Annotated in this window: 23 protein-coding genes; 8 read left to right on the top strand and 15 right to left on the bottom strand. The window is 64.1% G+C overall.

Annotation, left to right across the window (positions count from 1 at the left end):
* Positions 1–17 precede the first annotated feature (17 nt).
* The gene (gene ilvD / locus KI242_RS29795) at positions 18–1,859 is read right to left on the bottom strand and encodes a dihydroxy-acid dehydratase (protein WP_019095304.1); all 1,842 of its coding nucleotides are present in this window, start codon (positions 1,857–1,859) and stop codon (positions 18–20) included.
* A gap of 301 nt (positions 1,860–2,160) precedes the next feature.
* Between ilvD and KI242_RS29790 the strand changes: the two genes are divergently transcribed.
* Positions 2,161–2,730 (top strand): hypothetical protein, encoded by a 570-nt coding sequence (locus KI242_RS29790; protein ID WP_053160337.1) that lies wholly within the window; start codon positions 2,161–2,163, stop codon positions 2,728–2,730.
* Positions 2,731–2,760: 30 nt separating this feature from the next.
* On the opposite strand, the gene KI242_RS29785 is transcribed toward KI242_RS29790, so the two are convergent.
* The 4 genes from KI242_RS29785 to KI242_RS29770 all read right to left on the bottom strand — a co-directional run bounded on the left by KI242_RS29785 (position 2,761) and on the right by KI242_RS29770 (position 7,649).
* Positions 2,761–3,972, bottom strand: a complete 1,212-nt coding sequence (locus KI242_RS29785; protein WP_015637383.1) for a multidrug effflux MFS transporter — start codon at positions 3,970–3,972, stop codon at positions 2,761–2,763.
* Positions 3,965–4,942, bottom strand: coding sequence for a diiron oxygenase (locus KI242_RS29780; RefSeq protein WP_123472649.1), 978 nt, complete (start codon positions 4,940–4,942; stop codon positions 3,965–3,967). The genes KI242_RS29785 and KI242_RS29780 overlap by 8 nt, the downstream gene beginning before the upstream one ends.
* On the bottom strand, positions 4,942–6,021 hold the full coding sequence (locus KI242_RS29775) for a SagB family peptide dehydrogenase (protein WP_015637381.1): 1,080 nt from the start codon (positions 6,019–6,021) through the stop codon (positions 4,942–4,944). Before KI242_RS29775 ends, KI242_RS29780 begins: the two co-directional genes overlap by 1 nt.
* 431 nt (positions 6,022–6,452) lie before the next feature.
* Positions 6,453–7,649 carry a class I SAM-dependent rRNA methyltransferase gene (locus tag KI242_RS29770; protein ID WP_015637380.1) on the bottom strand — a complete coding sequence of 399 codons (1,197 nt, stop codon included), beginning with the start codon at positions 7,647–7,649 and terminating at the stop codon, positions 6,453–6,455.
* 227 nt (positions 7,650–7,876) lie between these two features.
* Here KI242_RS29770 and KI242_RS29765 point away from each other — a divergent pair, with 227 nt between their 5' ends.
* Together KI242_RS29765 and mutM are read left to right on the top strand one after the other, a co-directional pair.
* Complete coding sequence (locus tag KI242_RS29765; protein WP_162865006.1) at positions 7,877–8,689, top strand: HDOD domain-containing protein; 813 nt, start codon at positions 7,877–7,879, stop codon at positions 8,687–8,689.
* Positions 8,690–8,722: 33 nt separating this feature from the next.
* Positions 8,723–9,535 (top strand): bifunctional DNA-formamidopyrimidine glycosylase/DNA-(apurinic or apyrimidinic site) lyase, encoded by an 813-nt coding sequence (gene mutM / locus KI242_RS29760; RefSeq protein ID WP_011064043.1) that lies wholly within the window; start codon positions 8,723–8,725, stop codon positions 9,533–9,535.
* A 63-nt stretch (positions 9,536–9,598) separates the two neighbouring features.
* Here mutM and KI242_RS29755 read toward each other — a convergent pair whose 3' ends face one another.
* From KI242_RS29755 to KI242_RS29735, 5 genes are all read right to left on the bottom strand, one after another.
* A complete protein-coding gene (locus KI242_RS29755) occupies positions 9,599–9,850 on the bottom strand; it encodes a YfhL family 4Fe-4S dicluster ferredoxin (RefSeq protein WP_011064042.1) in 252 nt (83 codons plus the stop codon).
* Between the two features lie 134 nt (positions 9,851–9,984).
* Positions 9,985–10,464 (bottom strand): pantetheine-phosphate adenylyltransferase, encoded by a 480-nt coding sequence (gene coaD / locus KI242_RS29750; protein ID WP_003176711.1) that lies wholly within the window; start codon positions 10,462–10,464, stop codon positions 9,985–9,987.
* A gap of 115 nt (positions 10,465–10,579) precedes the next feature.
* A complete protein-coding gene (locus tag KI242_RS29745; protein WP_077934913.1) occupies positions 10,580–12,175 on the bottom strand; it encodes a GMC family oxidoreductase in 1,596 nt (531 codons plus the stop codon).
* Positions 12,176–12,349: 174 nt separating this feature from the next.
* Positions 12,350–12,895, bottom strand: a complete 546-nt coding sequence (locus KI242_RS29740) for a hypothetical protein (protein ID WP_011064040.1) — start codon at positions 12,893–12,895, stop codon at positions 12,350–12,352.
* A gap of 27 nt (positions 12,896–12,922) precedes the next feature.
* Positions 12,923–14,398 carry a coniferyl aldehyde dehydrogenase gene (locus KI242_RS29735; RefSeq protein ID WP_280517153.1) on the bottom strand — a complete coding sequence of 492 codons (1,476 nt, stop codon included), beginning with the start codon at positions 14,396–14,398 and terminating at the stop codon, positions 12,923–12,925.
* Positions 14,399–14,496: 98 nt separating this feature from the next.
* Between KI242_RS29735 and KI242_RS29730 the strand changes: the two genes are divergently transcribed.
* Together KI242_RS29730 and KI242_RS29725 are read left to right on the top strand one after the other, a co-directional pair.
* Entirely contained in the window at positions 14,497–15,168 is a 672-nt protein-coding gene (locus KI242_RS29730) for a TetR/AcrR family transcriptional regulator (RefSeq protein WP_011064038.1), read from the top strand.
* Between the two features lie 33 nt (positions 15,169–15,201).
* Positions 15,202–16,056: a sulfurtransferase gene (locus KI242_RS29725; protein ID WP_015637377.1), complete on the top strand. Its 855-nt coding sequence runs from the start codon at positions 15,202–15,204 to the stop codon at positions 16,054–16,056.
* 138 nt (positions 16,057–16,194) lie between these two features.
* Here the strand turns inward: KI242_RS29725 and KI242_RS29720 are convergent, their stop codons facing one another.
* From KI242_RS29720 to KI242_RS29700, 5 genes are all read right to left on the bottom strand, one after another.
* Positions 16,195–17,022, bottom strand: a complete 828-nt coding sequence (locus KI242_RS29720; RefSeq protein WP_041120263.1) for an AraC family transcriptional regulator — start codon at positions 17,020–17,022, stop codon at positions 16,195–16,197.
* A complete protein-coding gene (locus KI242_RS29715) occupies positions 17,015–18,016 on the bottom strand; it encodes a hydrolase (protein WP_019095297.1) in 1,002 nt (333 codons plus the stop codon). The genes KI242_RS29720 and KI242_RS29715 overlap by 8 nt, the downstream gene beginning before the upstream one ends.
* A 131-nt stretch (positions 18,017–18,147) precedes the next feature.
* Complete coding sequence (gene rsmD / locus KI242_RS29710; protein ID WP_015637375.1) at positions 18,148–18,768, bottom strand: 16S rRNA (guanine(966)-N(2))-methyltransferase RsmD; 621 nt, start codon at positions 18,766–18,768, stop codon at positions 18,148–18,150.
* A complete protein-coding gene (locus tag KI242_RS29705; RefSeq protein WP_011064033.1) occupies positions 18,768–20,258 on the bottom strand; it encodes a pitrilysin family protein in 1,491 nt (496 codons plus the stop codon). Before KI242_RS29705 ends, rsmD begins: the two co-directional genes overlap by 1 nt.
* Positions 20,251–21,606, bottom strand: a complete 1,356-nt coding sequence (locus KI242_RS29700) for a pitrilysin family protein (RefSeq protein ID WP_011064032.1) — start codon at positions 21,604–21,606, stop codon at positions 20,251–20,253. Before KI242_RS29700 ends, KI242_RS29705 begins: the two co-directional genes overlap by 8 nt.
* A 355-nt stretch (positions 21,607–21,961) precedes the next feature.
* On the opposite strand from KI242_RS29700, the gene ftsY reads away from it, so the two are divergent.
* Genes ftsY through ftsX form a run of 3 tightly spaced genes read left to right on the top strand, consistent with a single transcriptional unit; the run spans position 21,962 to position 25,148 of the window.
* Complete coding sequence (gene ftsY, locus KI242_RS29695) at positions 21,962–23,461, top strand: signal recognition particle-docking protein FtsY (protein WP_212805768.1); 1,500 nt, start codon at positions 21,962–21,964, stop codon at positions 23,459–23,461.
* Positions 23,458–24,129, top strand: a complete 672-nt coding sequence (gene ftsE / locus KI242_RS29690) for a cell division ATP-binding protein FtsE (RefSeq protein WP_011064030.1) — start codon at positions 23,458–23,460, stop codon at positions 24,127–24,129. The genes ftsY and ftsE overlap by 4 nt, the downstream gene beginning before the upstream one ends.
* On the top strand, positions 24,126–25,148 hold the full coding sequence (ftsX, locus tag KI242_RS29685; protein ID WP_015637373.1) for a permease-like cell division protein FtsX: 1,023 nt from the start codon (positions 24,126–24,128) through the stop codon (positions 25,146–25,148). Before ftsE ends, ftsX begins: the two co-directional genes overlap by 4 nt.
* Positions 25,149–25,180 lie beyond the last annotated feature (32 nt).

Genomic DNA, 25,180 nt, shown 5'->3' with positions numbered 1-25,180 from the left:
TCATTGGCGGGCTACGATCACAGGCCGTCGAGCATGGCCTTGTTGCGCACCGCACCCTTGTCGGCGCTGGTGGCCAGCAGGGCGTAGGCCTTCAGCGCGGTGGTCACCTTGCGCGGGCGTGCTTCCACCGGTTTCCAGCCTTTCTTGTCCTGCTCGACACGGCGGGCCGCCAGTTCCTCGTCGCTGACCAACAGGTTGATCGAGCGGTTGGGAATGTCGATCAGTACCTTGTCGCCGTCCTGCACCAGGCCGATGGCGCCACCGGCTGCCGCTTCAGGCGAGGCGTGGCCGATGGACAGGCCCGAGGTGCCGCCGGAGAAGCGGCCGTCGGTGAGCAGGGCGCAGGCTTTGCCCAGGCCCTTGGACTTCAGGTAGGAGGTCGGATAGAGCATTTCCTGCATGCCCGGGCCGCCTTTCGGGCCTTCGTAACGGATGATCACGATGTCGCCTTCCTTCACCTCGTCGGCGAGGATGCCGCGCACCGCGCTGTCCTGGCTCTCGAAGATCTTGGCGTTGCCTTCGAAGACATGGATCGACTCGTCGACACCGGCGGTCTTCACCACGCAGCCGTCCAGGGCGATGTTGCCGTAGAGCACGGCCAGGCCGCCTTCTTTCGAGTAGGCATGCTCGACACTGCGGATGCAGCCGTTTTCACGGTCATCGTCGAGGCTGTCCCAACGGGTCGACTGGCTGAACGCCGTCTGGGTCGGGATGCCTGCCGGGCCGGCCTTGAAGAAGTGATGCACGGCTTCGTCGCTGGTCTGGGTGATGTCCCACTGGGCGATGCCTTCGGCCATGCTCTTGCTGTGCACGGTGGGCAGGTCGGTGTGCAGCAGGCCGCCACGGGCCAGTTCGCCGAGGATGCTGAAGATGCCGCCGGCGCGGTGCACGTCTTCCATGTGGTACTTCTGGATGTTCGGCGCCACTTTGCACAGCTGCGGCACGTGGCGCGACAGGCGATCGATGTCCCGCAGGTCGAAGTCGATCTCGGCTTCCTGGGCGGCGGCCAGCAGGTGCAGGATGGTGTTGGTGGAACCGCCCATGGCGATATCCAGGGTCATGGCGTTCTCGAACGCCTTGAAGTTGGCGATGTTGCGCGGCAGGACCGACTCGTCGTTGTCGCCGTAGTAGCGCTGGCACAGCTCGACGATGGTGCGCCCGGCCCGCAGGAACAGCTCTTCGCGATCGCTGTGGGTGGCCAGGGTCGAACCGTTGCCCGGCAGGGCGAGCCCCAGGGCTTCGGTCAGGCAGTTCATGGAGTTGGCGGTGAACATGCCGGAGCACGAACCGCAGGTCGGGCAGGCGCTGCGCTCGTACTCGGCAACCTTCTCGTCAGAAGCGCTGGAGTCGGCGGCGATGACCATGGCGTCCACCAGGTCCAGGCCATGGCTGGCGAGCTTGGTCTTGCCGGCTTCCATCGGGCCGCCGGAAACGAAGATCACCGGGATGTTCAGGCGCAGGGCGGCCATCAGCATGCCGGGGGTGATCTTGTCGCAGTTGGAAATGCACACGATGGCGTCGGCACAGTGGGCGTTGACCATGTATTCCACGGAGTCGGCGATGATCTCGCGGCTCGGCAGGGAATACAGCATGCCGTCGTGGCCCATGGCGATACCGTCGTCCACGGCGATGGTGTTGAATTCCTTGGCCACGCCACCGGCGCGTTCGATCTCGCGAGCCACCAGTTGGCCCAGGTCCTTCAGGTGCACGTGCCCCGGGACGAACTGGGTGAAGGAGTTGGCAATGGCGATGATCGGCTTCTTGAAGTCGTCATCTTTCATCCCCGTGGCGCGCCACAGGGCGCGGGCGCCGGCCATGTTGCGGCCATGGGTGGATGTTTTCGAGCGGTAATCAGGCATGGAGCACTCCGGGCGGCTAATCAGGTAACAAATGGGGAGTGAGCTTCTATTGACCTCGGGAACACTCAGAAATGGCCGTGTGTCCGAAAGCTGCCGATGACGCCGCGGGATCGCCGCGCGCCTCAGCCTGAGCTCATAAACCCGCCGGGGGATGACTGGCGATGAATTCGCCGATTCTACACCGCTGGCGTCAGGAAGGAATGCCGGGGCCGCTCTGTGGCATTGATTGCCTGGATATCACCGGACGCTGCCATCCTGGTTTAGACTCGCCGCCCTTCGATTACCTTCCAATGGAGCTGGAATGTCCGCGACTCTGCAATCCTTCAAGTTCTGCCTGGGCGTCGGCCTGCTGCAGGGGCTGTTGCTGATGTGGCTGGTGTTGTACAGCGATTGGTCCGGCCTGGGCATTGTCGCAACGGGCGCTGCGCTACTGGTGGGCGGCGGGGGGTTGCAAATGTTGGCCGGGCAGCAGCACCAGTGGCGCACCTGGGGGCTCATGTTGCTGCTGGGCCTGGGGGCGGCGGGGCTGGTACGGCTGTATGACGAGCTACCCTCCAGCCCGCGGATGGAGTACTGCGTGGCGGCCGGGCTGCTGGTCGCCGTGGCCGTGGTGAGCCGGGTGCAAGGGCGGGCACGATTGGGCCGGCGCCTGCTGGGCAATGTCCTCTGGCTGGTGCTGGCCTTGCCATGGCCCTGGCTGGTGCTGAAGCTGTTCAAGCTGTGGCTTGCTTACCGTTATCTCGACCCTTTCAAGAGCGGGTGGATGTCCCTGCTGTTCTTTGCCGGCCCGACCCTGGCCTTCTCCCTTGGCCTGTGCCTGACTGGCCGCGGGCTGGCCCGTTTCAGCGAGGGAGCTGCCACAACCGCCTGATGGCCACCAGGACCCGGGCCAATCCGGGCTTCAGGCCAGGCGCAGGTTCCGGGCGCGGCGGCTGATGCGCTGGTTGACCAGCAGGCCGACGCTGCTCAGGGCGATGAAACTCAGGGCCAGGGTGGTCTGCAGGTCGCTGGCGCTGAGGTTGATCACGGCGCTGATCAGCCCGCCCATGACGAAAATCAGCGTGTTGCCGGCCGAGGCCGAGGCGCCGGCATTGTCCGGGAACAGTTCCATGGCCCTGGACGTGGCGGCGGGCCGGGTGATGGTGGTGCCGGCGGTGCAGATGATCATCGGCACCAGCACCGTGCTGATGGACAGGCCGAACTGGCTGGCCAACAGCAGCATGACCAGCCCGGCGAGGAAGATCAGGCACAACCCGGTAATGATCTGGGTGCCGGGCTCCAGGTATTTGTTGAGCACCCCGGCTACCACCCCGCCAATCACGTAGGCCGCGCCGTAGAGCAGCAGGGTCAGGGAAAACTCGTAGCTGCTGAGCTGCAGTTGCTCCAGGAAGATCAGCGGCGAGACCACGATGAACGAGAAGTGGCAAGCGAAGACGATGGCCGAGATCAGCCAGTAGGCGACGAAACTGAAGTTGCTGCAGACCCGTCGGTAGGCCTGGAGGATGCCGGTGCGCGGGCCGCTCCTGACGATCGGCGGGTTTTCCAGGGTGGCCAGCGCCTTGAGAAACACCAGGACGGCAATCGCGCTGAACACATAGAAGCTGCCTGGCCAGCCCATCAGGCTTTGCAGCAGGGTCCCGGCCAGGGGCGAGAGGGAAATGCACAGGCCGCTGGCGGTGACCATGAGGATCCGCAGGCGGTCGCGCTCCTGGCCGACGAACAGGTCCTGGACCAGCGCCTGGGACAGCACGAAGCAGCCACAGCCCAGTGCCTGGACCACGCGAAACACCAGAAACCAGTTGTAGTCCCTGGCCCAGACGCAGCCCAGAGCGCCGCCGACCGATACGGCCATGCCGGCCAGCAGCAGGGTCTTGCGGCCCAGGGCATCCGACAGCGGGCCGATCAGCAATTGGGAGATCGAGATGCCGATGGCGAACAGGCTGACGGACAGGGCGATGTCGGCGGCGCTGGTAGCAAAGTGTTGGGACAGTGCAGGAAAAGAAGGCAAGAGCACGTCGATCGGGAACACCCCGAGCATGACCATGGCCATGAGCAAGACGATGGCGCCGACCTTCCTGGTCGTGGAGGCAGAGTCATCCCTGATTTCAGGCATCGATCAGTCCTGTCTGGGTGAAGAGTCGGCGGTTGTCGTCGTGCTCGAAGAAACCTGCGCGCTTCATGGCTTGCAGGGTGGCGCCGGCGATCGAGCGGGCGCGCAGCACTTCTGCACTCGGCTGAATCAGGCTGTGGATGGCGGCATGTGCCGCGGCGAGGGGAATGCCGGCCTCGTTCAGGCTTGCGCTCAGCCACTCCTGGTCCACGGCAGCGAAGATGAAAATGATATCGATCAGTTGGCTGGCGGAAAAAACCTGCTGCTGCGGCGACAGTCGTGCCCAGACATAGTCGAACACTTCGCTGAAATAACGACTGTGCCGGGCCTCGTCTTCCAGGTGCTCCCTGAACATCTGGTAGACCGTGGACACCAGCCCGTCATCGGTGATGCTCAGCAACTCCTTGGCAATGATGGTTTCGGAGACGAAACCCAGCAGGAACCAGACCAGGGACCGTTGAGAATCGGCGCAGCGGGCCAGCAGGTCGTGCATCAGGCGGATGCGCCTGGGCAGTGGCTGCCAGGCTGGCATGGCGTAACCATTCGCCACCTGCTCCGCCAGCTTGAAGGAGAACAGGGCGTGATAGCCCTCGTCGGTATACAACTGCAGGGCCGCGATTTTCATCGTCTCCGGCAGCTCGATCGCCAGTTCCCCGTGGATCAGGGTTTCCACCGAGCGGTTGACGATCTTGTGCTCCAGGATCGTCGTGTAGTGCAGGAAGTACACCAGGTGGTTGGCCGCCAGGCGCTGCTGTACCGTCCTCCCGGCGTGCTGGATGGCCGGGTCGGCAAAGTAGGGGATGAAGGCCGGCGGAAACCAGTCACGGGTCTGCAGTTCCTGTTCGAGCTCGCTGTGGGGCGGTAGCTGGTAGCTGCTCTTGCGCGAGCGCACCGCGGAGCGGTTGTCCCAGTCGCCGAGGGAGTAGGGGCGCCGGCCTGCCGGGGCCTCTTTGGACGATGCAGCGGGGTGCATTACTGTTCGCGCTCCCGCTGTTCGATCAGGGCCTTGAGTTCCTTGCATTGCACCTGGCCATCACCTTGGCCGCAGCCGACAAAGAACAGCGGCTGCTCCGCGGCGTCCTGCAGCCCCAGCAATTGCTCCACGCGCTCGTCGCTCAGGGCTCCCGTCAGCCAGGTGTCCAGGCCCAGGGCAGTGGCCGCGAGCTGGAAGGTTTGCGAGATATGCCCGGCCTCGACATAGGCCATGCGGTAGGCCCGGGAGTGTTCGTATTTCCACCACAGTTTGTCGAAGCGGCAGGTCAGGAACAGGCCCAGGGGCAGTTCGTTGACGAAGTGCTGGCCAGCCAGCAGCAGGCCCAGGGGTTCTTCTGGAAGCGGGTGCACGGGCCGCAAGGCGTGCAGCTCCGGGTGGTAGTAATAGAGGCCCGGCTCCAGGCCGCGGACCCTGGCGGCATAGACATAGCCCTCGCAGGCGTTCAGGCCACCGCCGGAAGGGCTGCTGCGCCTTGGCCGCAGGGCTTCGGGGACGGTCTCGTCCGTGTCGGCTTCCCGTTCCTTGAGGTAGCCCAGGGACAGGTAGAGCAGGGTGCTGAGCTCTTCCAGGGCCACGGCCTGCTGGGAAAAGGAGCGTGAAGTCTTGCGCTGCAGCAGCACCTGGTTCAGGGAGCTGGCGGTTTCCAATACCGGCGCGGGCAGGCGGATCAGACCATTGTGGGAGGTTTCGGCAAAGCGGGCTGAGGGGGCCGGGGTGTCCAGTACCTGATCGCAATGCTCGAGGTATTGGGCGGACCACTCATGAATATCCTGGGGCACTTGCTCGAAGGGCAGGTTCTTGGTGCCGATGTGGAAGATCCGCGACAGTTCATCCCAGCCCCATTCAAGTGGCTCGAAAGTCTCGTTGGACAGGAGCCCGGCGGCGGCGAATGCACTATCTATTTCATTCTTGTCGTCATACTGCGAAGGGTCTTCGACAAGTTGTATGAGGCGTGTGGAATAGATCGAGTCCAGTTCGAACTGAGTGTGATCTTTATAGTTCCAGATAACAGTGAAGGGCGGGCGGGCAAGTATGAAAAAGTTCGGGTTTATTTGCATGTTCTTTTAAAACTCTGAACTTGACCAAAGATGAAGCTGGGTAGCCGGCACTCCCCAGTTCATCAATTACTTAGCGGGATTTAGCCGCTGCGAGGCAAGCCAGGTTGGCGATCTTTTTCGATTCGAGGGAGATAGCTTTCATTGTTATTGCTCCTAAACGATTTGAATGAATGTCGCTTCCTAAGCGACTTCCGAAGAGTAGACAGCAATAGAGAGGAATCAAGTAGTTATTAGGTAAGTGATTGCCTAGAGCACTGTAGGATATTGGCTAGTTACTTTGATGGATCATAGGTATATAAGCGCGGGTTTCCCTGGGTTATCCAATGGCCCGGGCGGCGAGAGGGGAGAGGCGAGAGGGGAGAGGCGAGAGGGGAGCGAGGCGCTCGAGCGGTTGCCCAGGGATGCTGTGGCGTCCCTGGGCAGGCAGTGGCTCAGCTGTTGGGCAGCAGGCGGCAGGTGATGCTCTTGATGTAGCGGGTTTCCGGAATGGCCGGGTGTACCGGGTGGTCCGGGCCCTGGCCGCCGCGCTCCAGCAGCTGGATGTTGCGGTCCAGGTGGCGGGCGCTGGTCAGGAGGATGTTCTGCAGGTCGTCCTCGGGCAGGTGCATCGAGCACGAAGCGCTGACCAGGATGCCGTCCTTGTTGAGCAGGCGCATGGCTTGCTCGTTAAGGCGGCGGTAGGCGCCTTCGCCGTTCTTCAGGTCTTTCTTGCGCTTGATGAAGGCGGGCGGGTCGGCAACGATCACGTCGAAGCGCTCTTCACTGGCCTTGAGTTCCTTCAGGGCTTCGAAGACGTCGCCTTCGATGCAGGTCATTTTCTCGGAAAAGCCGTTCAGCGCGGCGTTGCGCTCCACGCCGTCGAGGGCGAAGGCCGAGGCGTCGACGCAGAACACTTCGCTGGCGCCGAAAGCCGCGGCCTGCACGCCCCAGCCGCCGATGTAGCTGTACAGGTCCAGCACGCGCTTGCCCTTGGCATAAGGCGCCAGGCGGGCACGGTTCATGCGGTGGTCGTAGAACCAGCCGGTTTTCTGGCCCTGGATCACCGGGGCTTCGAACTTCACGCCGTTCTCTTCCAGGGCGACCCACTCCGGCACCAGGCCGAACACGGTTTCGACGTAGCGTCCCAGGCCTTCGGCGTCACGGGCGGCGGAGTCGTTCTTGAACAGGATGCCGCTGGGCTTGAGCACCTGGGTCAGGGCGGCAATGATGTCGTCCTTGTGGGTTTCCATGGTCGCGGAGGCGATCTGTACCACCAGGATGTCGCCGAAACGATCGACCACCAGGCCCGGCAGCAGGTCGGAGTCGCCGTACACCAGGCGGTAGAACGGTTTGTCGAACAGGCGCTCGCGCAGGGACAGGGCCACGTTCAGGCGGTGCACCAGCAGCGACTTGTCCAGGGCCAGCTTGGCATCGCGCGACAGCAGGCGGGCGCAGATCAGGTTGTTCGGGCTCATGGCGACCACGCCCAGGGGCTTGCCGCCGGCGGCTTCCAGCACTGCCTGGTCGCCTGCCTTGAAGCCGTGCAGAGGGGTGGCGGCTACATCGATTTCGTTGCTGTAGACCCACAGGTGGCCGGCGCGCAGGCGGCGATCGGCGTTGGCTTTGAGGCGCAGGCTTGGCAGGGACATGACGTCGCTCCGGAAAAAAGGGCGCGATTATACCCCGTCGCGGGGCGCAAGCGATGGCCAATGGACCTGCGGCGGGAGCCCTTTGCCGCAACCATTGGGTAAAGTTCCTGTCCGGTCGCCCAACATTCCCGTGTTAGAGGTTAGAATCCCCGGCTCACCCAGAGCGTGTACTTATGTCCCAAGAGCTATCAGCCGAACAGATTCAACAGGCCCTGCAAGGCATCAGCGTGCCGCCCCAACCGCAAATCATGGTGGATTTGCAGATGGAGCAGTACATGCCCGATCCCGATCTGGAGGTGATCGCCAAGCTGATCTCCCAGGACCCGGGCCTGTCCGGCGCGTTGCTGAAGATCGTCAATTCACCGTATTACGGGCTGAGCAACAAGATTGCTTCGATCCAGCGGGCGGTGAATCTCCTGGGCAGCCGTTCGATCATCAACCTGATCAATGCGCAGTCGATCAAGGGCGAGATGAGCGATGAAACCATCGTCACCCTCAACCGCTTCTGGGACACCGCCCAGGACGTGGCCATGACCTGCCTGACCCTGGCCAAGCGTACCGGCTCCCAGGCCGTGGACGAGGCCTATGCCCTGGGCCTGTTCCATGACTGCGGCGTGCCGCTGATGCTCAAGCGCTTCCCCGACTACATGACTGTGCTGGAAGAGGCCTACGGCAGCGCCGGCCCGGAGCAGCGGGTGGTGGACACGGAAAACCGTGCCTTCAATACCAACCACGCGGTGGTCGGCTACTACACGGCCAAGTCCTGGCGCCTGCCGGAGCACGTGACCAACGCCATTGCCAACCACCACAACGCCCTGGCGATCTTCAGCGACGAATCCTCGCGCAACAGCCAACTGAAGAACCTGCTGGCGATCCTCAAGATGGCCGAGCACATCTGCGCGTCCTACCGGGTGCTGGGCAACCAGGTGGAAGACCACGAGTGGAACAGCATCGGCCACCTGATTCTCGATTACGTCGGCCTGTCGGACTACGACTTCGAGAACCTCAAGGAAACCGTGCGCGAGCTGGGCGCACACTGATCGTTCATTTCGCGATGAGTACCAGGGGCGCATATGCCTGAATTACCGGAAGTCGAAACCACCCGGCGCGGAATCGCGCCGCATCTGGAAGGCCAGAAGGTCAGCCGGGTCATCGTCCGTGACCGGCGCTTGCGCTGGCCGATCCCCGAAGATCTGGACGTGCGCTTGTCCGGGCAGCGCATTGTGCTGGTGGAGCGGCGGGCCAAATACCTTTTGATCAATGCCGAAGTCGGCACCCTGATCAGCCACCTGGGAATGTCCGGCAACCTGCGTCTGGTGGAGGTTGGGCTGCCGGCGGCCAAGCACGAACATGTGGATATCGAGCTGGAGTCCGGCCTGGCCCTGCGCTACACCGATCCGCGGCGCTTTGGCGCCATGCTCTGGAGCCACGACCCGCTGAATCACGAATTGCTGGTGCGCCTGGGGCCCGAGCCGCTGACCGACCTGTTCGACGGCGAGCGCCTGTATCAGCTGTCCCGCGGACGTTCCATGGCGGTCAAGCCGTTCATCATGGACAACGCGGTGGTGGTGGGGGTGGGCAATATCTATGCGACCGAGGCGCTGTTCGCCGCGGGCATCGACCCGCGCCGCGAAGCCAAGGGGATTTCCCGGGCGCGCTACCTGAAGCTGGCGATCGAGATCAAACGCATCCTGGCGGCCGCCATCGAGCGCGGCGGCACCACCTTGCGCGACTTTATCGGTGGCGATGGCCAGCCGGGCTACTTCCAGCAGGAACTGTTCGTCTACGGGCGTGGCGGGGAGAACTGCAAGGTCTGCGGCACCGGGCTGCGGGAAATCAAGCTGGGCCAGCGGGCCAGTGTCTATTGCCCGCGTTGCCAGAGCTGAGAAGCTTCGCCGGCAAGCCGGCTCCTACAGGTGTTTGTGGGAGCCGAAAGGGCGCCATATCACTCAAGCCTTGCCGGTGATCTTCCGGTACTTGGCCATCAACTCTTCTTCGGTTTCCGGGCGGGCTTCGTCCAGCGGAATGCAATCCACCGGGCACACCTGCTGGCACTGCGGCTCGTCGTAGTGGCCGACGCACTGGGTGCACAGGTTCGGATCGATGACGTAGATCTCTTCGCCTTGGGAAATCGCCGCGTTAGGGCACTCGGGTTCGCAGACGTCGCAGTTGATGCAATCGTCGGTGATGATCAGGGACATGGGGTACTCCGGCCTGGGCGGCAGGCCCGGGCATGTAAAAACGAATGCGCGCAATTGTGCCGTATTGACGCCCACAGTGCACGCGGGCGCGATGGCTGACGTCAGGCGAGGGCCCCGGTGCGGGGCCGCGCGGCTTATTTCTTGAAGCGCAGGGTCAGCGCGTCGGCGACCGCCGGGTGCACGAACTTGGTGATATCACCGCCCAGGGCAGCGATTTCACGGACCAGGGTCGAGGAAATGAACGAGTAGCGCTCCGACGGAGTGAGAAACAGGCTTTCCACGTCCGGGGCCAACTGGCGGTTCATGTTGGCCAGCTGGAATTCGTATTCGAAGTCCGAAACCGCCCGCAGGCCGCGCAGGAAGACATTGGCGTTCTGCTCCTTGGCAAAATGCGCCAGCAGGGTGGAGAAGCCGACGACTTCAACGTTGGGCAGATGCTTGGTCACCTCGCGCGCCAGTTCCACGCGCTGCTCCAGGGGGAACAGCGGGTTTTTCTTGGGGCTGGCGGCAACGGCGATGATCACATGGTCGAACAGGCGCGAGGCGCGTTCGACCAGATCGCCATGGCCCTTGGTAATAGGGTCGAAGGTACCTGGGTACAACACTCGGTTCATCGCGTCGTCCTGGCGGGAATCCGTTGGGGAGTCGGATGGTATCGCAGCCTTCCCGGTCGGCCAAGTCGCCTTTTAGGGAAGAAAGCACTATAGACGACGAGAATATCCCGCTTTTTCACACTGATTTCAGGCGCTCCGCCAAGGCGCTGGCCAATTGCGCCGTGAGCCCATAGACCGACAGCTGCGGGTTGGCGCCGATGCTGGTGGGAAACAGCGAGCCGTCGTGGACCGACAGGTTGTGCAGTTGATGGTGGCGCCCGAGGCTGTCGGTGACCGCGGTTTTCGGATCTTCGCCCATGGCGCAACCGCCCATCACGTGGGCACTGCCCAGGCGGGTGCGGTACAGGGCCAGGTCCAGGCCGTCGATCTGCGCCCGCACTTCGTCGAGGTTCTTGGCGAAGCGTGCATCGCTGTGCAGCGGCTTGACCGCCTTGGCGCCGCCGGCGAACTGGATCTCCGCCATGCTGTGGAAGGCCCGGCGCAGTCCGTCCCAGGCGTAGGGTGAAACCTGATAGTCGAGGACCGGGGTGCCGTCACCCCGCAGTTCGACGTTGCCGCCGGTGCTGTCGGGGTGAAAGCCGTCCCGCAGCAGGGCAAGCATGGCGTGGGTGTGGGGCAGTTGCTCCATGGACAGCCCGCTCTGCGGCCCGAACCCGCCCAGCAGGGTGCTGGCCAGGGCCGGCTGCAGGGGCGGCACTTCAAGTTTGTAGGACATCTTGCCGGTGGTGCCGTCCTGCCACTGGAAGTGGTCGGAATAAATCGACTGCGGCGCGCCGTAGAACGGATTGATCACCTCGTCGAACTGCCCGGCGGAGAAGTTGACCAGGTGCAGGAAGGTGCGTTTGCCCAGCCGCGAATGCGGGTCCGGCGCATCGGAACGCAACAGCAGGGCCGGGCTGTTGATGCCGCCACCGGCCAGCACGTAATGCTTGGCCTTGACCGTGATGGTGCGCCCGGTGGGGGCCACGCAGCGGGCGTCCATGGCCTGGCATTGCAGGCTGGTGACCTTGTCGTCCTTGATCTGCAGGCGCTCCGCCCGGGCCAGGTACAGCAGCTCGCCACCTTTCTCCAGGGTCGCCGGAATGGTGGTCACCAGCATCGACTGCTTGGCGTTGGTCGGGCAGCCCAGGCCGCAGTAGCCCAGGTTCCAGCAGCCGCGCACGTTGCGCGGAATTACGTGCCAGCTGTAGCCCAGGGCTTCGCAGCCCTTGCGGATCACGTCGTTGTTGGCGTTGGGCGGCATGACCCAGGGCGCGACGCCCAGGCGCTGTTCCATTTTCTCGAACCAGGGCGCCATTTCGGCCGAGCTGTGGCCCACCACCCCGTGCTCACGGGCCCAGTGCTCCAGGGTCGGGTCAGGCGTGCGGAAGCTCGACGTCCAGTTGATCAAGGTAGTGCCGCCCACGGCGCGGCCCTGGAGGATGGTGATGGCGCCATCCTTGCTCATGCGCCCGATGCCCTCCTGATAGAGGCTGGTGTAGGCCTGGTCTTCGAGCATCTTGAAGTCGTCGCTGGTCTTGAGCGGGCCTTCTTCGATCAGCAGCACCTTGTAGCCGGCGGCGCTGAGGATCTCGGCAGTGGTGCCGCCCCCGGCGCCGCTGCCGATGATGGCGACATCGGCTTCCAGGGTCAGGTCCTGCTCCAGCTGCGAGCCGTTGTAGGTTTTCCAGCCACGATTCAGGCCTTCGCGGAACAGATCAGGTACAGGCATATCGGGTGCTCTCTTATTATTGATGGCTCGGCGCGCATCCACTGTAGACGCTGCTGAGCCTGCGAAGCTGCGAAAAGGCCCCCAGGGCCTTGCTTGACGATCTGCAGCCGAACCCCCAGTGCCCCGCGAGCGCCTCGCTCGTTCGCAGCCTGTGGCAGCGGCTACAAAGGCCGGTCAGACCTTCGGTGGCCCGGGATAACCGCAATGGGCCCAGGACTCGGGCCGGGTGTACCAAGCCATCATCACCAATTGCAGCAACGAGGCATGGCCCATGCGCAGCAAGGCCAGGAAGCTGTTTTCCCAGCGGCTGAGGAAATTGCGGATGTCATCCGCGCTGGCGTTTTCCCAACTGCCCCAGATCCCCGTCAGCGGGCCGCGGGTGACCGCCATGCCCAGTACATCGAACAGCTGCTGGGTGAGCTTGAACATCTCGGTCGACAGGTGATTGAGGGCGTTGTCCAGGTTGGCCAGGGTGCCTTCGATGGCGGCGGGCATCTTGTCCGCCGGTACGGCGCCTTCGAGCATCACCGGGATCAGCGCCCGCAGGAACGGCAGGTCATTGCTGCGCAGCATGGTGAAACCGCTGGCGGGCGTGCTGGCGGAGCAACCGCTGAGGCTGGCGCCGAGCCCGGCAGTGGCCAGGAAAGCGCTGGCGCAGAGGCCGATTTTCAGCAGGCCGCGCCGTGACAGCGCGGGTGTTTCAGACAGGCTAGGGGTCATTGTTGTTATTACCCGGCGTTGTACTGGTTAACGAATGAACAGCTTCTGGATGAGCTTCTGGATCGATTTGCCATACGGCGGGTAGATCAGGCGGGCGGCGTTGAACCGCTGCTTGATGAACACCCCCTTGGCCTTGCTGAAGGTCAGGAAGCCTTCATGCCCGTGGTAGTGGCCCATGCCGGAAGGGCCGATGCCGCCGAACGGCAGGTCGTCCTGGGCCACATGCAGCAGGGTGTCGTTGAGGCACACGCCGCCGGAGTGGGTTTCGTTGAGCACCCGTTGCTGCTCGGCCTTGTCGTAGCCGAAGTAGTACAGCGCCAGCGGGCGCGGACGCTGGGTGATATAGGCGAAGGCCTGGTCCAGGGTCCGGTAGGGCACGATGGGCAGGATCGGGCCGAAGATCTCGTCCTGCATCACGGTCATGTCATCGCTGACATTGAGCAGCAGGCTGTGGCCCAGGCGTCGTTCCTGGCTCTGCTCGAACAGTGGCACCAACTGCGCGCCCTTGCTGGTGGCGTCGCTCAGGTAACCGTTGAGCCGCGCCAGCTGGCGCTGGTTGATGATGGCGGTGTAGTCGGGGTTGTCCGCCAGGGTCGGGAAGAAACCGCGTACCACCTGGCGATAGGCTTCGACAAAGGCGCCGACGCGCTCTTCCGGCACCAGTACGTAGTCCGGGGCGACGCAGGTCTGCCCGGCGTTGAGGGTCTTGCCGAAGGCGATGCGTTCGGCCGCGTCCTTGAGGGGCACGGTGCTGGAGACGATGGCCGGGGATTTGCCGCCCAGTTCCAGGGTCACCGGGGTCAGGTTTTCCGCGGCGGCGCGCATCACGTGCTTGCCGATGCTGGTGGCGCCGGTGAACAGCAGGTGGTCGAAGCGCAGCTTGGAAAACGCCATGCCCACCTCGGCCTCGCCCAGCACCACGCACACCAGGTCCTCGGGGAAGACCCGGGCCAGCAGTTGCTTGAGCAGTTGCCCGGTGGCGGGGGTGGACTCACTGAGCTTGAGCATCACTCGGTTGCCGGCGGCCAGCGCCCCCACCAGCGGGCCCATGCACAGGTACAGCGGGTAGTTCCACGGCACTATGATCCCGACCACCCCCAGGGGCTGGTAGACCACCTTGGCCGAGGCCGGCTGGAAGGCCAGGCCCACGGCGCGGCGGGACGGCTTCATCCATTTCTTCAGGTGTTTGCTGGCGTAGTGGATGCCGTGCAGGCTGGGCATCAGCTCGGCCAGCAGGGTTTCGTCGGCGCTGCGGTTGCTGAAGTCCTGGCTGATGGCATCGATCAGGGCCTGGCGCTCGTTGCTAAGCAGCTCCTGCAGTGCCTTCAGCCATTGCTGGCGTTGCGCTGCGGGGGGCATCGGGTTGGCGGCAAAGGCCCGGCGCTGGGCTTCGAACAGCTCAAGCAGCTCGTCCTGTTGCTGAAGGGAATCCTGCAGGTAAGCGATTTCGGCAGACATGGACGGGCTCCGTCTTTGTAAGGTGGCTAGTTTTTTAGAGCTTATGCTCTAAAATGTCAATTGCCCTCCTGCGCCGGTGGCGATTTATCCCCGGGGGATAGAACGTAAGATGCACGCCAGCCTTCTGATTAAAGCCCACGCCCATGGCCCCACGCATAAAAACCCGCGAACGCATCGTCCAGTTCAGCCTCGAACTCTTCAACCAGCAGGGCGAGCGTAACGTCAGCACCAACCATATTGCGGCGCACATGGAGATTTCCCCGGGCAACCTGTACTACCACTTCCCCAACAAGCAGGCGATCATCGCCGTGCTGTTTGCCGAGTACGAAAGCCTGGTGGACAGCTTCCTTCGACCGCCCCCCGGGCGCGCGGTCACCGTGCAAGACAAGCGCTACTACCTGCAGGCTCTGCTGGCGGCCATGTGGCGCTATCGCTTCCTGCACCGCGACCTGGAGCACCTGCTGGACAGCGACCCCGAGCTGGCTGCGCGCTACCGACGTTTTTCCCAGCGCTGCCTGATCCAGGGCATGGCCATCTACGGGCGTTTCGTCGACGCCGGGATCGTCGCCATGGACAAGGTGCAGATCGAATCCCTGACCCTCAATGCCTGGATCATCCTCACCTCCTGGGTGCGTTTTCTGTGCACGACCCGGGAAAACTCCACGCACCTGAGCGAAGAAGCCATCAAGCGTGGGGTGTACCAGGTGCTGGTGCTGGAGGCCGGTTTCGTCACCGACCAGGCCCGGGAAGCGGTCAACGGCCTGTTCGAAGAGTTTTATGTGCCCTTGGCCCAAGCCCTGGAAGAAGTGCAGTAGGATCAACCTCCAACTTATTCACAGGAGCCCGCCATGCCCCTCGCGCAGTTGATCAGCCCGCTTGCCCTGGACCAGAAGAAACAGCAGCCCGGCCTGGTGATTCTGGATTGTCGCTTTGCTCTGGAAGACCCGGATTACGGCCAGCGCAGTTACGCCGACGGGCATATCGCCGGGGCGCATTTCGCGGACCTGAACCGGGATCTGAGCGCGCCGGTGATCAAGGGCGTGACCGGTCGGCATCCGTTGCCGGAGCCCGCGCAGTTGGTGGCGCGCCTGCAGGCCTGGGGCATCGATAACGACAGCGAGATCGTGCTCTACGACGACGGCCCCGGTTCCTACGCCGCTCGTGCCTGGTGGTTGCTGGCCTGGCTGGGCAAGCGTGATGGCGTTTTCATTCTCGATGGCGGCCTGAAAGCCTGGCACGCCGCTGGCTTGCCGCTGAGCCTGGATGCCCCGGAAAACGCGCCGGGGCAGTTCGTCGGGCACCCTGATCACAGCCTGCTGCTGGATGCCGAGCACCTGGGCAAGCGCCTGGGCCAGACGGACCTGACCCTGCTGGATGCCCGTGGCCTGCCGCGCTTTCGTGGCGAAGTGGAACCCATCGACCCGGTGGCCGGGCATATTCCCGGGGCGCAATGCGCGGCGTTCACCGACAACCTGGGGGAGGATGGGCGCTTTCTACCGGCCGATCAGCTCAAGCAGCGTTTCGCGCAGAAACTGGCCGGGCGTGACCCGCAGCAACTGGTGGCCTATTGCGGTTCTGGCGTCACCGCCTGCCACAACCTGTTCGCCCTGAGCCTGGCCGGCTACCCCCTGGGGCGGCTGTATGCCGGTTCGTGGAGCGAGTGGATCACCGATGCGCAGCGGCCTGTCGCCACCGGTGACTGACGGCCTTTACCCGCGGCCCCTTCGCTGGCAAGCCAGCTCCTACGGGCGGCAGGGCCGCGCGGACCTGTAGGAGCGAGCTTGCTCGCGATAGCGTTGGCAGGGACGCAGGTGAGTCTGTAGGAGCGATAGCCGCGCCGCCTACACCACGGCACTGCGATAAGCCGCCGGCGCTACCCCATACACCTGCTTGAACTGCCGACTGAGGTGACTCTGGTCGGCAAACCCCAATTGTGTCGCCACTTCCAGGGGCAGGCAGCCGTCACGCAGCAAGGCCCGGGCCTTGGCGATGCGCTGTTGCATCAACCAGGTGTGGGGCGGAATCCCCGTAGCCCGGCGAAACACCCGGGCGAAATGGAACGGTGACAGGTTCACCGCTGCTGCCAGTTCCTCCAGTGAAGGCGGCGCCGCCAGCTGCGAGCGCAGCAACTCCTTGGCCTGGACGATGGCCCGGTGTTCCTGCCCGGGTTCACCTGGTGCCCGCACTCCGGCGTGCCGTTGCAACAGCAACAGCAGCATTTCTCGCCATTGGGTCTGTTGTTGCAGGGCCGTGGCCGGGCTTTCCAGCAGGTGGTGCAGGCGGGCAAAACCCTGTACCAGGTCCGGATCGCGGTACAAGGTGGCGCCGAAGGCCGGCAGGCTGCCGCTGGGCAGTTCCAGTTCATCCAGCAGGCCGAATATCTGCTGGTTCTCCGGGTAGAAGGCGCGGTACAGCCAGCCGTCTTCCACGCCCTTGGCCCCGGTGTGCAGCTCGTCCGGGTTGATCAGCACCAGGGTGCCGCTGCCCGCCAAATGCTCGGCTCCGCGATAGCGGTAGCGCTGGGCACCGGCCATGATCATGCCGATCACATAGCCCTCATGCACATGGGGCACGAAACGCTGCTCGATGTAACGCGCGGCCAGCAACTCGACCCCGGCCAGGGGCGCACTCTGCCAGAAGCGGATCGATTCCCGGGCTGGCTTATCCATGGCGATCCAGGCCAGCCAACCACTGCGGGATCCGCCGCTCCAGGTAATAGCCGGGGTGTTTCAGGCTGCCGTCGACAAAACCCACATGGCCACCCTTGGCCTGCAGCTCGAACTGGGTGCTGGCGGATAGCTCGCTGGCTTCGGGCAGGCTGTGACGGAATACGAAGGGGTCGTCCGCGGCCTGGATGATCAGGGTCGGGGTGCGGATTTGCCCCAGGAAATAGCGGCTGGAGGCGCGGCGGTAATAGTCCTGGGCATCGGCAAAGCCGTGCAGCGGCGCGGTGACCCGGCCGTCGAAGTCCCAGAAGGTGCGCATCTTGGTCAGCGGCCCCAGTTGCGCCAGGGTGGCCAGGCCTTCGTGGCGGCCGTCGTGCTGGAACTGGCGCTGCTTGTCCTTGATGTAGGCCAGCATCTCGCGCATGAAGTGCGCCTGGTAGACCTTGGAAAAACCCTGGCCTATGCGATCGGCGCACTGGTCCAGGCGAAACGGCACCGACACCGCCGTGGCGCCTTGCAACGGGCTGTCGCTGCCGCTTTCCCCTAGGTATTTGAGCAGCACATTGCCCCCCAGGGAGTAGCCCACCGCATAGAGCGGCGCCTGGGGGCGCTTGGCCCGCAGGTGAGCGATGGCTGCAGCCAGGTCTTCGCTGGCCCCGGAGTGGTAGCTGCGGGGCAGCAGGTTGGGCTCGCCGGAACAGCCGCGCCAGTTTAGCGCCGCGCTGGCCCAGCCCCGGGTTGCCAGGGCCTGCTGCAGGCCGGCCACGTAAGGCGAGTTGGAAGAACCGGTCAAACCATGCAGCACCAGCACCAGGGGCGCGTCGGCGCTATGGGGGCCGTGCCAGTCCAGGTCGAGAAAGTCGCCGTCGTCCAGCCACAAGCGTTCGCGCTGGCGCTCAAGATGAGTGGTCGGGCGCCACAGCGGGCCCCACAGGGTCTGTAGGTGCGGGTTGCCAAGGCCGAAGGCGGGGGTGAAGCGATCAGGCGAGTCGGGCACGGGGAGGGTCTCGATGCAGCGGCGCGCAGCCCGGGCGGGCTGCGTACCTTGTTCCGGTCGGCTTGAGAGCCTGACTACGATCTGCTGCGCGGCTCGGGCCTGAGCGTTGCTCGCGAGGTCGTGATCAGGTTCTAGGCGACGTTGTCTGCCATACGTTGCCACAACGAGTAATACACCTGCCCGGATTTTTGTTCACGGTGCAGGCGCCAGCTTCCGGGGAGCCCCAGGGTCGATGGCGCGGTTTCGCTTTCGGTGTAGATCCAGGCGTCGTCCGCCAGCCAGCCGCACTCTTCCAGCAGGGCGCAGGCGGCGGGCAGCAGGTTCTGATTGAACGGCGGGTCGAGGAAGGCCAGGTCGAACGGCGTGGCCGGCTGGGTTTCCAGGTAGCGCAGGGCGTCGGCGGTCTGGGCCTGGCCGACGGTGCAGCGCAGGGTCCCCAGGTGCTCGCGCAGGCTGGAAATGGCCACGCTGCTGCTGTCCAGGGCCAGGCCCGTGGCGGCGCCACGGGACAGGGCTTCGAGGAACACCGCACCGCTGCCGGCGAACAGGTCGATGACCTTGGCCCCGGCCACATAGGGGGCCAACCAGTTGAACAGGGTTTCACGCACCCGGTCCGGGGTCGGGCGCAGCCCCGGCAGGTCGGGGAAGCTCAGCTTGCGGCTGCGCCATTCGCCGCCAATGATGCGCAACTGGCCCACGCCATTGTGCTGGTTGTGGACGGGTTTCTTGCTGGGACGGGCTGGACGGGCCATTAATGCTCCGGAACCCCGAGCGGCTGCTCGGCGGGTTTATCAGTGGGGGGCGGCAACGGCTTTTGCGCGACGGTGGGGCCGGCGCTGACGATGACCATCTTGTCGACATTCAGGTGCTTGTTCATGGCGGCCTTGACCTGCTCCACCGTCAGCTCCTGGGATTGACGCATGAAGTCTTCCAGGTAGCTCAACGGCAGGTTGTAGAAACCCATGGCGCCCAGCTGGCCGACGATATCGGCGTTGCTGGCGGTGGACAGCGGGAAGCTGCCAGCCAGTTCACGCTTGGCGTCGTCCAGTTCTTTCTGGGTCGGGCCGTTCTTCAGGTACTCGGCGAACACGTCCTGCACCAGCTTCAGGGTGCCTTCGCTCATTTCCGCGCGGGTCTGCAGGTTGATCATGAACGGGCCGCGGGCCTGCATCGGGGTGAAACCCGAGTAGACGCCGTAGGTCAGGCCGCGCTTCTCGCGCACTTCGCTCATCAGCCGGGTGCCGAAGCCGCCGCCGCCGAGAATCTGGTTGCCCAGGGAGACAGCGGCGTAGTCCGGGTCGTCACGGTCGATGCCCAGTTGCGCCAGCATCAGGCTGGTCTGGCTCGACGGGAACTCGATATGGCCGATGCTGGCCTTGGGTTCGGCAGGTTGCTCGATCTTCGCCAGCGCCGGGCCTTTTGGCAGGGCGGCGGAGACTTGTGCGGCAATCGCCTCGGCATCGCTGCGGGACAGGTCGCCGACCAGGGCGATCACCACGTTGCCTGCGGCATAGGCCTTGGCGTGGAAAGCCTTGAGCTGGGCCAGGGTGATCGGCGGGATGCTCTTGGCATCGCCGTCGCTGGCATGGGCGTAAGGGTGGGTGCCATACAGGCGCTTCATCAGCTCCAGGCTGGCCAGCTTGCCGGGGTTCTGCTTCTGGTATTCGAAGCCGGCGAGCATCTGGTTCTTGATCCGCGCCAGGGAGTCGGCGGGGAAGGTCGGCTTGCCCACCACTTCGGCGAACAGCTTCAGCGCCGGTTCGCGCTTATCCACAGCGCTCAGGCTGCGCAGCGAGGCCACGGCCATGTCCTTGTAGGCGCCGTTGCCGAAATCCGCACCCAGGCCTTCGAAGCCCTGGGCGATGGCGCCTACATCCTTGCCGGCCACGCCTTCGTTGAGCATGGCGTTGGTCAACAGGGCCACGCCCGGCGCGTTGCCGTCCTGGCTGCTGCCGGCGGCGAAGATCAGGCGCAGGTCGAACATCGGCAGCTCGCGGGCTTCGACGAACAGCACCTTGGCGCCTTCGGCGGTGCTCCAGGTCTGCACATTGAGGTTGCGGTGGCTGGGGGCCTTGCCATCCAGCTCGGCCAGGGATTGGAGCTTCTGGCTGGTCTTGGCGTTGTCCAGGGCCTGGCTGGCATTGGATTCGCCGGAACGCGACAGGTACAGGCCGCCGGCGGTGAGCAGGGCCACCAGGGCCAGGCCCAGCAGGACCGGCGAGGCATTCTTGCGCTTACTCATGAGCGGACTCCTCAGGCAGTACATGGGCCACGCTCATACGTTCCCGAGTGAAATAGGTGCGGGCGGCTTTCTGGATGTCTTCCGGGGTCACGCTTTGCAGTTCCGCAAGCTCGGTGTCCATCAGCTTCCACGACAGGCCGACGGTTTCCAGCTGGCCGATGGCGGTGGCCTGGCTGGTGATGGAGTCACGTTCGTAGACCAGCCCGGCGATCACCTGGGCTCGCACCCGCTCCAGTTCCTCGGCGGATGGCGGGGTGGTCTTCAACTGGTCCAGCAGGCGCCACAGCCCGGCTTCGGCCTGGGCGATGGTTTTCTTCTTCTGGCTGTTGGGGGTGGCCGAAAGCATGAACAGGCTGTCGCCCCGGGTGTAGGCGTCGTAGCTGGTGGAGCCGCCGGACAGCAGCTCTTCGCCGCGCTCCAGCTGGGTCGGGATGCGAGCGCTGTAGCCGCCGTCCAGCAGGGCCGCGGCCAGGCGCAGGGCGTTCACCGCGCGTTTGTCCTCGGCGGTGGCGATGCTCGGCACGTTGAAGGCCAGCATCAGGCTCGGCAGTTGGGTCTTGACGTGCAAGGTGATCAGGCGCTCGCCGGGCTCGGCCAGCTCCATGGGGATCTTCGCCGGTGGCACGTCACGCTTGGGGATCGCGCCGAAGTAGCGTTGGGCCAGGGTTTTCACCTCGTCCGGGGTGACGTCGCCGACTACCACCAGGGTGGCATTGTTCGGCACGTACCAGGCCTGGTACCAGTGGCGCAGTTCCTCGACCTTCATCCGGTTCAGGTCGGCCATCCAGCCGATGGTCGGCGTGTGGTAGCCGCTGGCCGGGTAGGCCATGGCCTTGAAGCGCTCGTAGGCCTTGGACATCGGCTTGTCGTCGGTGCGCAGGCGGCGCTCTTCCTTGATGACCTCGATTTCGCGGCTGAACTCGTCGGCCGGCAGGCGCAGGCTGGCCATGCGGTCGGCTTCCAGCTCCAGGGCCACGCCCAGGCGGTCGCGGGCCAGGACCTGGTAATAGGCCGTGAAGTCGTCGCTGGTGAAGGCGTTCTCTTCGGCGCCCAGGTCCCGCAGGATCAGGGAGGCCTCGCCGGGGCCGACTTTCTCGCTGCCCTTGAACATCATGTGTTCCAGGGCGTGGGACAAACCGGTCTGGCCCGGGGTTTCGTAGCTGGAGCCGACCTTGTACCAGACCTGGGACACCACCACCGGCGCGCGATGATCTTCGCGGACCACGACCTTGAGGCCGTTGTCGAGGGTGAATTCATGGGTGGGTTGAGGGTCGGCAGCCAGGGCTGCAAGGGGCAGACAAACTGTGCTGAGCAGCAGGCCTGCGGCGCGGCGGGCTAGAGCATTCATTCGTTTTTAAACCTGTTGGGCTGCCCGCTTGGTCTTAGCCTGTGCGGGCGAGGAGGTGCTAGGATACTGATCCGTTTTACTGGCGGCCACGCCTATCAGGTCTTCGCGGATCAGCATGTACTTGAGCAGGTTGTATGAGTTACCGGCAAGAAGCCCTGATTTACCAGCTAGACTTCGACTTTTCGCCGATTTTGCCGTTCCAGTCCTTTAGTAAAATCGCTCCTTGAAGTGCTTTTGGGCATTTCGACAACATGTTGCGCGTGAACAAGCTGGATGAAACACAGTCTGTTCTGCATCGAATATTTATTTACCGAGGCGCCCAGTGGCGCATCGCTACCTTGAGATAGCCGTCTCCATGTTTGGTTCCAACGACGACAAAAAGACCCCAGCCGCGGCTGGCGAGAAGAAAGGCCTGTTCGGATGGCTGCGCAAAAAGCCGCAGGAACCCGTCGTCGAACAGCCGCAAGTGCCTGCCGAGCCGGCACCGACCCCGGTCATCGAACCTGCCGCCAGCGTAGCCCCGGCCGAGCCGGTGGTGCTGCCAATGGCCGAGCCGGTGCTGCAACCGCACATCGCGCCTGAACCGGCGGCCCCCGCGGCCCCCGACCTGCCGCTGGCGCCAAGCGCCGAGCACAAGCCCTGGTTGACCCTGCCGGTGGCGGAAGAACCCGTGGCCCTGGTGGAAGACGCCCAGGCCGAGCATGTGGCTCCGCCGATTCCGGCTGTTGCCGTGCACCCTGAGCCGGTGGTCGAAGCCCCGGTGGTTAGCCCGGCTCCCGTGGTCGAGGTGCAAGCCCCGGTTGCCCCGGTATTCGTCGCCCCTGAACCTGTTGCTCCTGCTCCTGCTCCTGTAGCCGAGCCGGTTGTGGCGGCGGCAGAGCCCGAGCCTGTGACCGAGCCCGTCCGTCCCGCCGAAGAGAGCAAGATCGGCTTCTTCGCTCGCCTCAAGCAGGGTCTGTCCAAGACCAGCGCCAGCATTGGCGAAGGCATGGCCAGCCTGTTCCTGGGCAAGAAGGCCATCGATGACGAATTGCTGGAAGACCTGGAAACCCGCCTGCTGACCGCAGACGTCGGGGTTGAGGCGACTTCGGTGATCATCCAGAACCTGACCCAGAAGGTGGCACGCAAGCAGCTCACCGACTCCGATGCGCTGTATGCCTCGCTGCAGGCCGAACTCACCAGCATGCTCAAGCCGGTGGAACAACCACTGCAGATCGTCGCCCAGAACAAGCCGTTCGTGATCCTGGTGGTGGGCGTCAACGGCGCCGGCAAGACCACCACCATCGGCAAGCTGGCGAAGAAGCTGCAGTTGGAAGGCAAGAAAGTCATGCTGGCCGCCGGCGACACCTTCCGCGCCGCGGCAGTGGAGCAGCTGCAAGTCTGGGGCGAGCGCAACAAGATCCCGGTCATCGCCCAGCACACCGGTGCCGATTCGGCCTCGGTGATCTTCGATGCGGTGCAAGCGGCCAAGGCCCGTGGCATTGACGTGCTGATCGCCGACACGGCGGGGCGCCTGCACACCAAAGACAACCTGATGGAAGAGCTGAAGAAAGTCCGTCGGGTCATCGGCAAGCTCGATGCCGACGCCCCCCACGAGGTGCTGCTGGTGCTGGACGCCGGTACCGGCCAGAACGCCATCAACCAGGCCAAGCAGTTCAACCAGACGGTGCAGTTGTCCGGCCTGGCCCTGACCAAGCTCGACGGTACCGCCAAGGGGGGAGTGATCTTCGCCCTGGCCAAGCAGTTCGGCCTGCCGATCCGTTATATCGGCGTCGGTGAAGGCATCGACGACTTGCGTACCTTTGAAGCCGAACCCTTTGTCCAGGCATTGTTTGCCGAGCGGGAGCGTTCATGATTCGTTTCGAACAGGTCGGTAAGCGCTACCCCAACGGTCACGTTGGCCTGCATGAGCTGAGCTTTCGCGTGCGTCGCGGCGAATTCCTGTTTGTCACCGGCCATTCCGGCGCTGGTAAGAGCACCTTGCTGCGCCTGCTGCTGGCCATGGAGCGTCCCACCACCGGCAAGCTGCTGCTGGCCGGGCAGGACCTGGGGCAGATCAGCAATGCGCAGATCCCGTTCCTGCGGCGGCAGATCGGCGTGGTGTTCCAGAACCACCAGTTGCTGTTCGACCGCACCGTATTCAACAACGTCGCCCTGCCGCTGCAGATCCTCGGCCTGTCCAAGGCGGAAATCGCCAAGCGGGTGGACTCGGCCCTGGAGCGCGTAGCGCTGTCGGACAAGACCGATCTGTACCCCGGCGACCTGTCCACCGGTCAGCAGCAGCGCGTGGGCATCGCCCGGGCCATCGTCCACCGCCCGGCTCTGCTGCTGGCGGACGAACCCACCGGTAACCTCGACCCGCGTCTTGCGGCGGAAATCATGGGCGTGTTCGAAGACATCAACCGCCTGGGCACCAGCGTGCTGATCGCCAGCCACGACCTGGCACTGATCGCCCGCATGCGCCACCGCATGCTGACCTTGCAACGCGGACGCTTGATCGGCGACGGGGAGGCCGGCGTATGAGTGCTACACGTACCCCTAAAGTGGCGGAGCGCGTAGCGCCCAAGGCTTCCGAAGCACCACCGCCGAAGAAAAAGCGTGACGAGGACGACGGCCCGGATTTCGGCACCCTGCTGCACGCCTGGATCGAAAGCCATCGCGCCAGCCTGCTGGACAGCCTGCGGCGCCTGGGCAAACAGCCCATCGGCAGCTTCTTTACCTGCCTGGTGATGGCCGTGGCCTTGAGCCTGCCCATGGGCTTGTCGCTGTTGCTCAATAATGTCGAGCGCCTGGGCGGTTCCTGGCAGCGCGCGGCGCAGATCTCGCTGTACCTGGATCTGGGGGCTTCTGCTACCGAGGGCGAGAAGCTCAGTGAAGAGATCAAGGGCCTGCCCGGTGTGGCGGATGCCGAGTTCATTAGCAAGGAAAAGGCCCTGGAGGAGTTCCAGCAGCAGTCCGGGCTGGGCGAGGCCTTGCGCGAACTGCCCCATAACCCGCTGCCGGGTGTAGTGCTGGTCACACCGAACGAAGTGGACAAGGCGACCCTGGAAGCCCTGCGCCAGCGGTTGTCGGAAATGCCCAAGGTGCAACTGGCGCAACTGGACCTGGTATGGGTCGAGCGGCTGGCGGCGATCCTCAAGCTGGGGGACCGCTTTGTCTTCGGCCTGACGGTGCTGCTGGTTTCTGCATTACTTTTGGTGATAGGCAATACCATTCGTCTTCATATTGAAAACCGCCGCACCGAGATAGAAGTGATTAAACTCGTCGGCGGCACGGACAGTTATGTTCGTCGGCCCTTCCTCTATATGGGGGCGCTGTATGGTTTCGGCGCGGGGATCCTGTCCTGGGGTGTATTGGCGTTTGGCCTGAACTGGCTGAACGATGCGGTAATCGGTCTGGCTGGCTTGTATGGCAGCGATTTTGCCCTCGCGGGGGTGCCGGTTGCCGATGGTCTGTCGCTCTTGCTAGGGGCGGTGCTGTTGGGTTATATCGGTGCGTGGATTGCGGTGGCCCGTCACCTGAGGGAACTGGCACCGAAGTAATATCTTTTTGCTTGTATTGACCTTTCAGCATT

Source organism: Pseudomonas sp. Eqa60, from assembly GCF_018326405.1.
Taxonomy (GTDB): Bacteria; Pseudomonadota; Gammaproteobacteria; order Pseudomonadales; family Pseudomonadaceae; genus Aquipseudomonas; species Aquipseudomonas protegens.
Note: the sequence above shows the minus strand (reverse complement) of the source record. Positions and strands in the feature narration are given on the sequence as shown.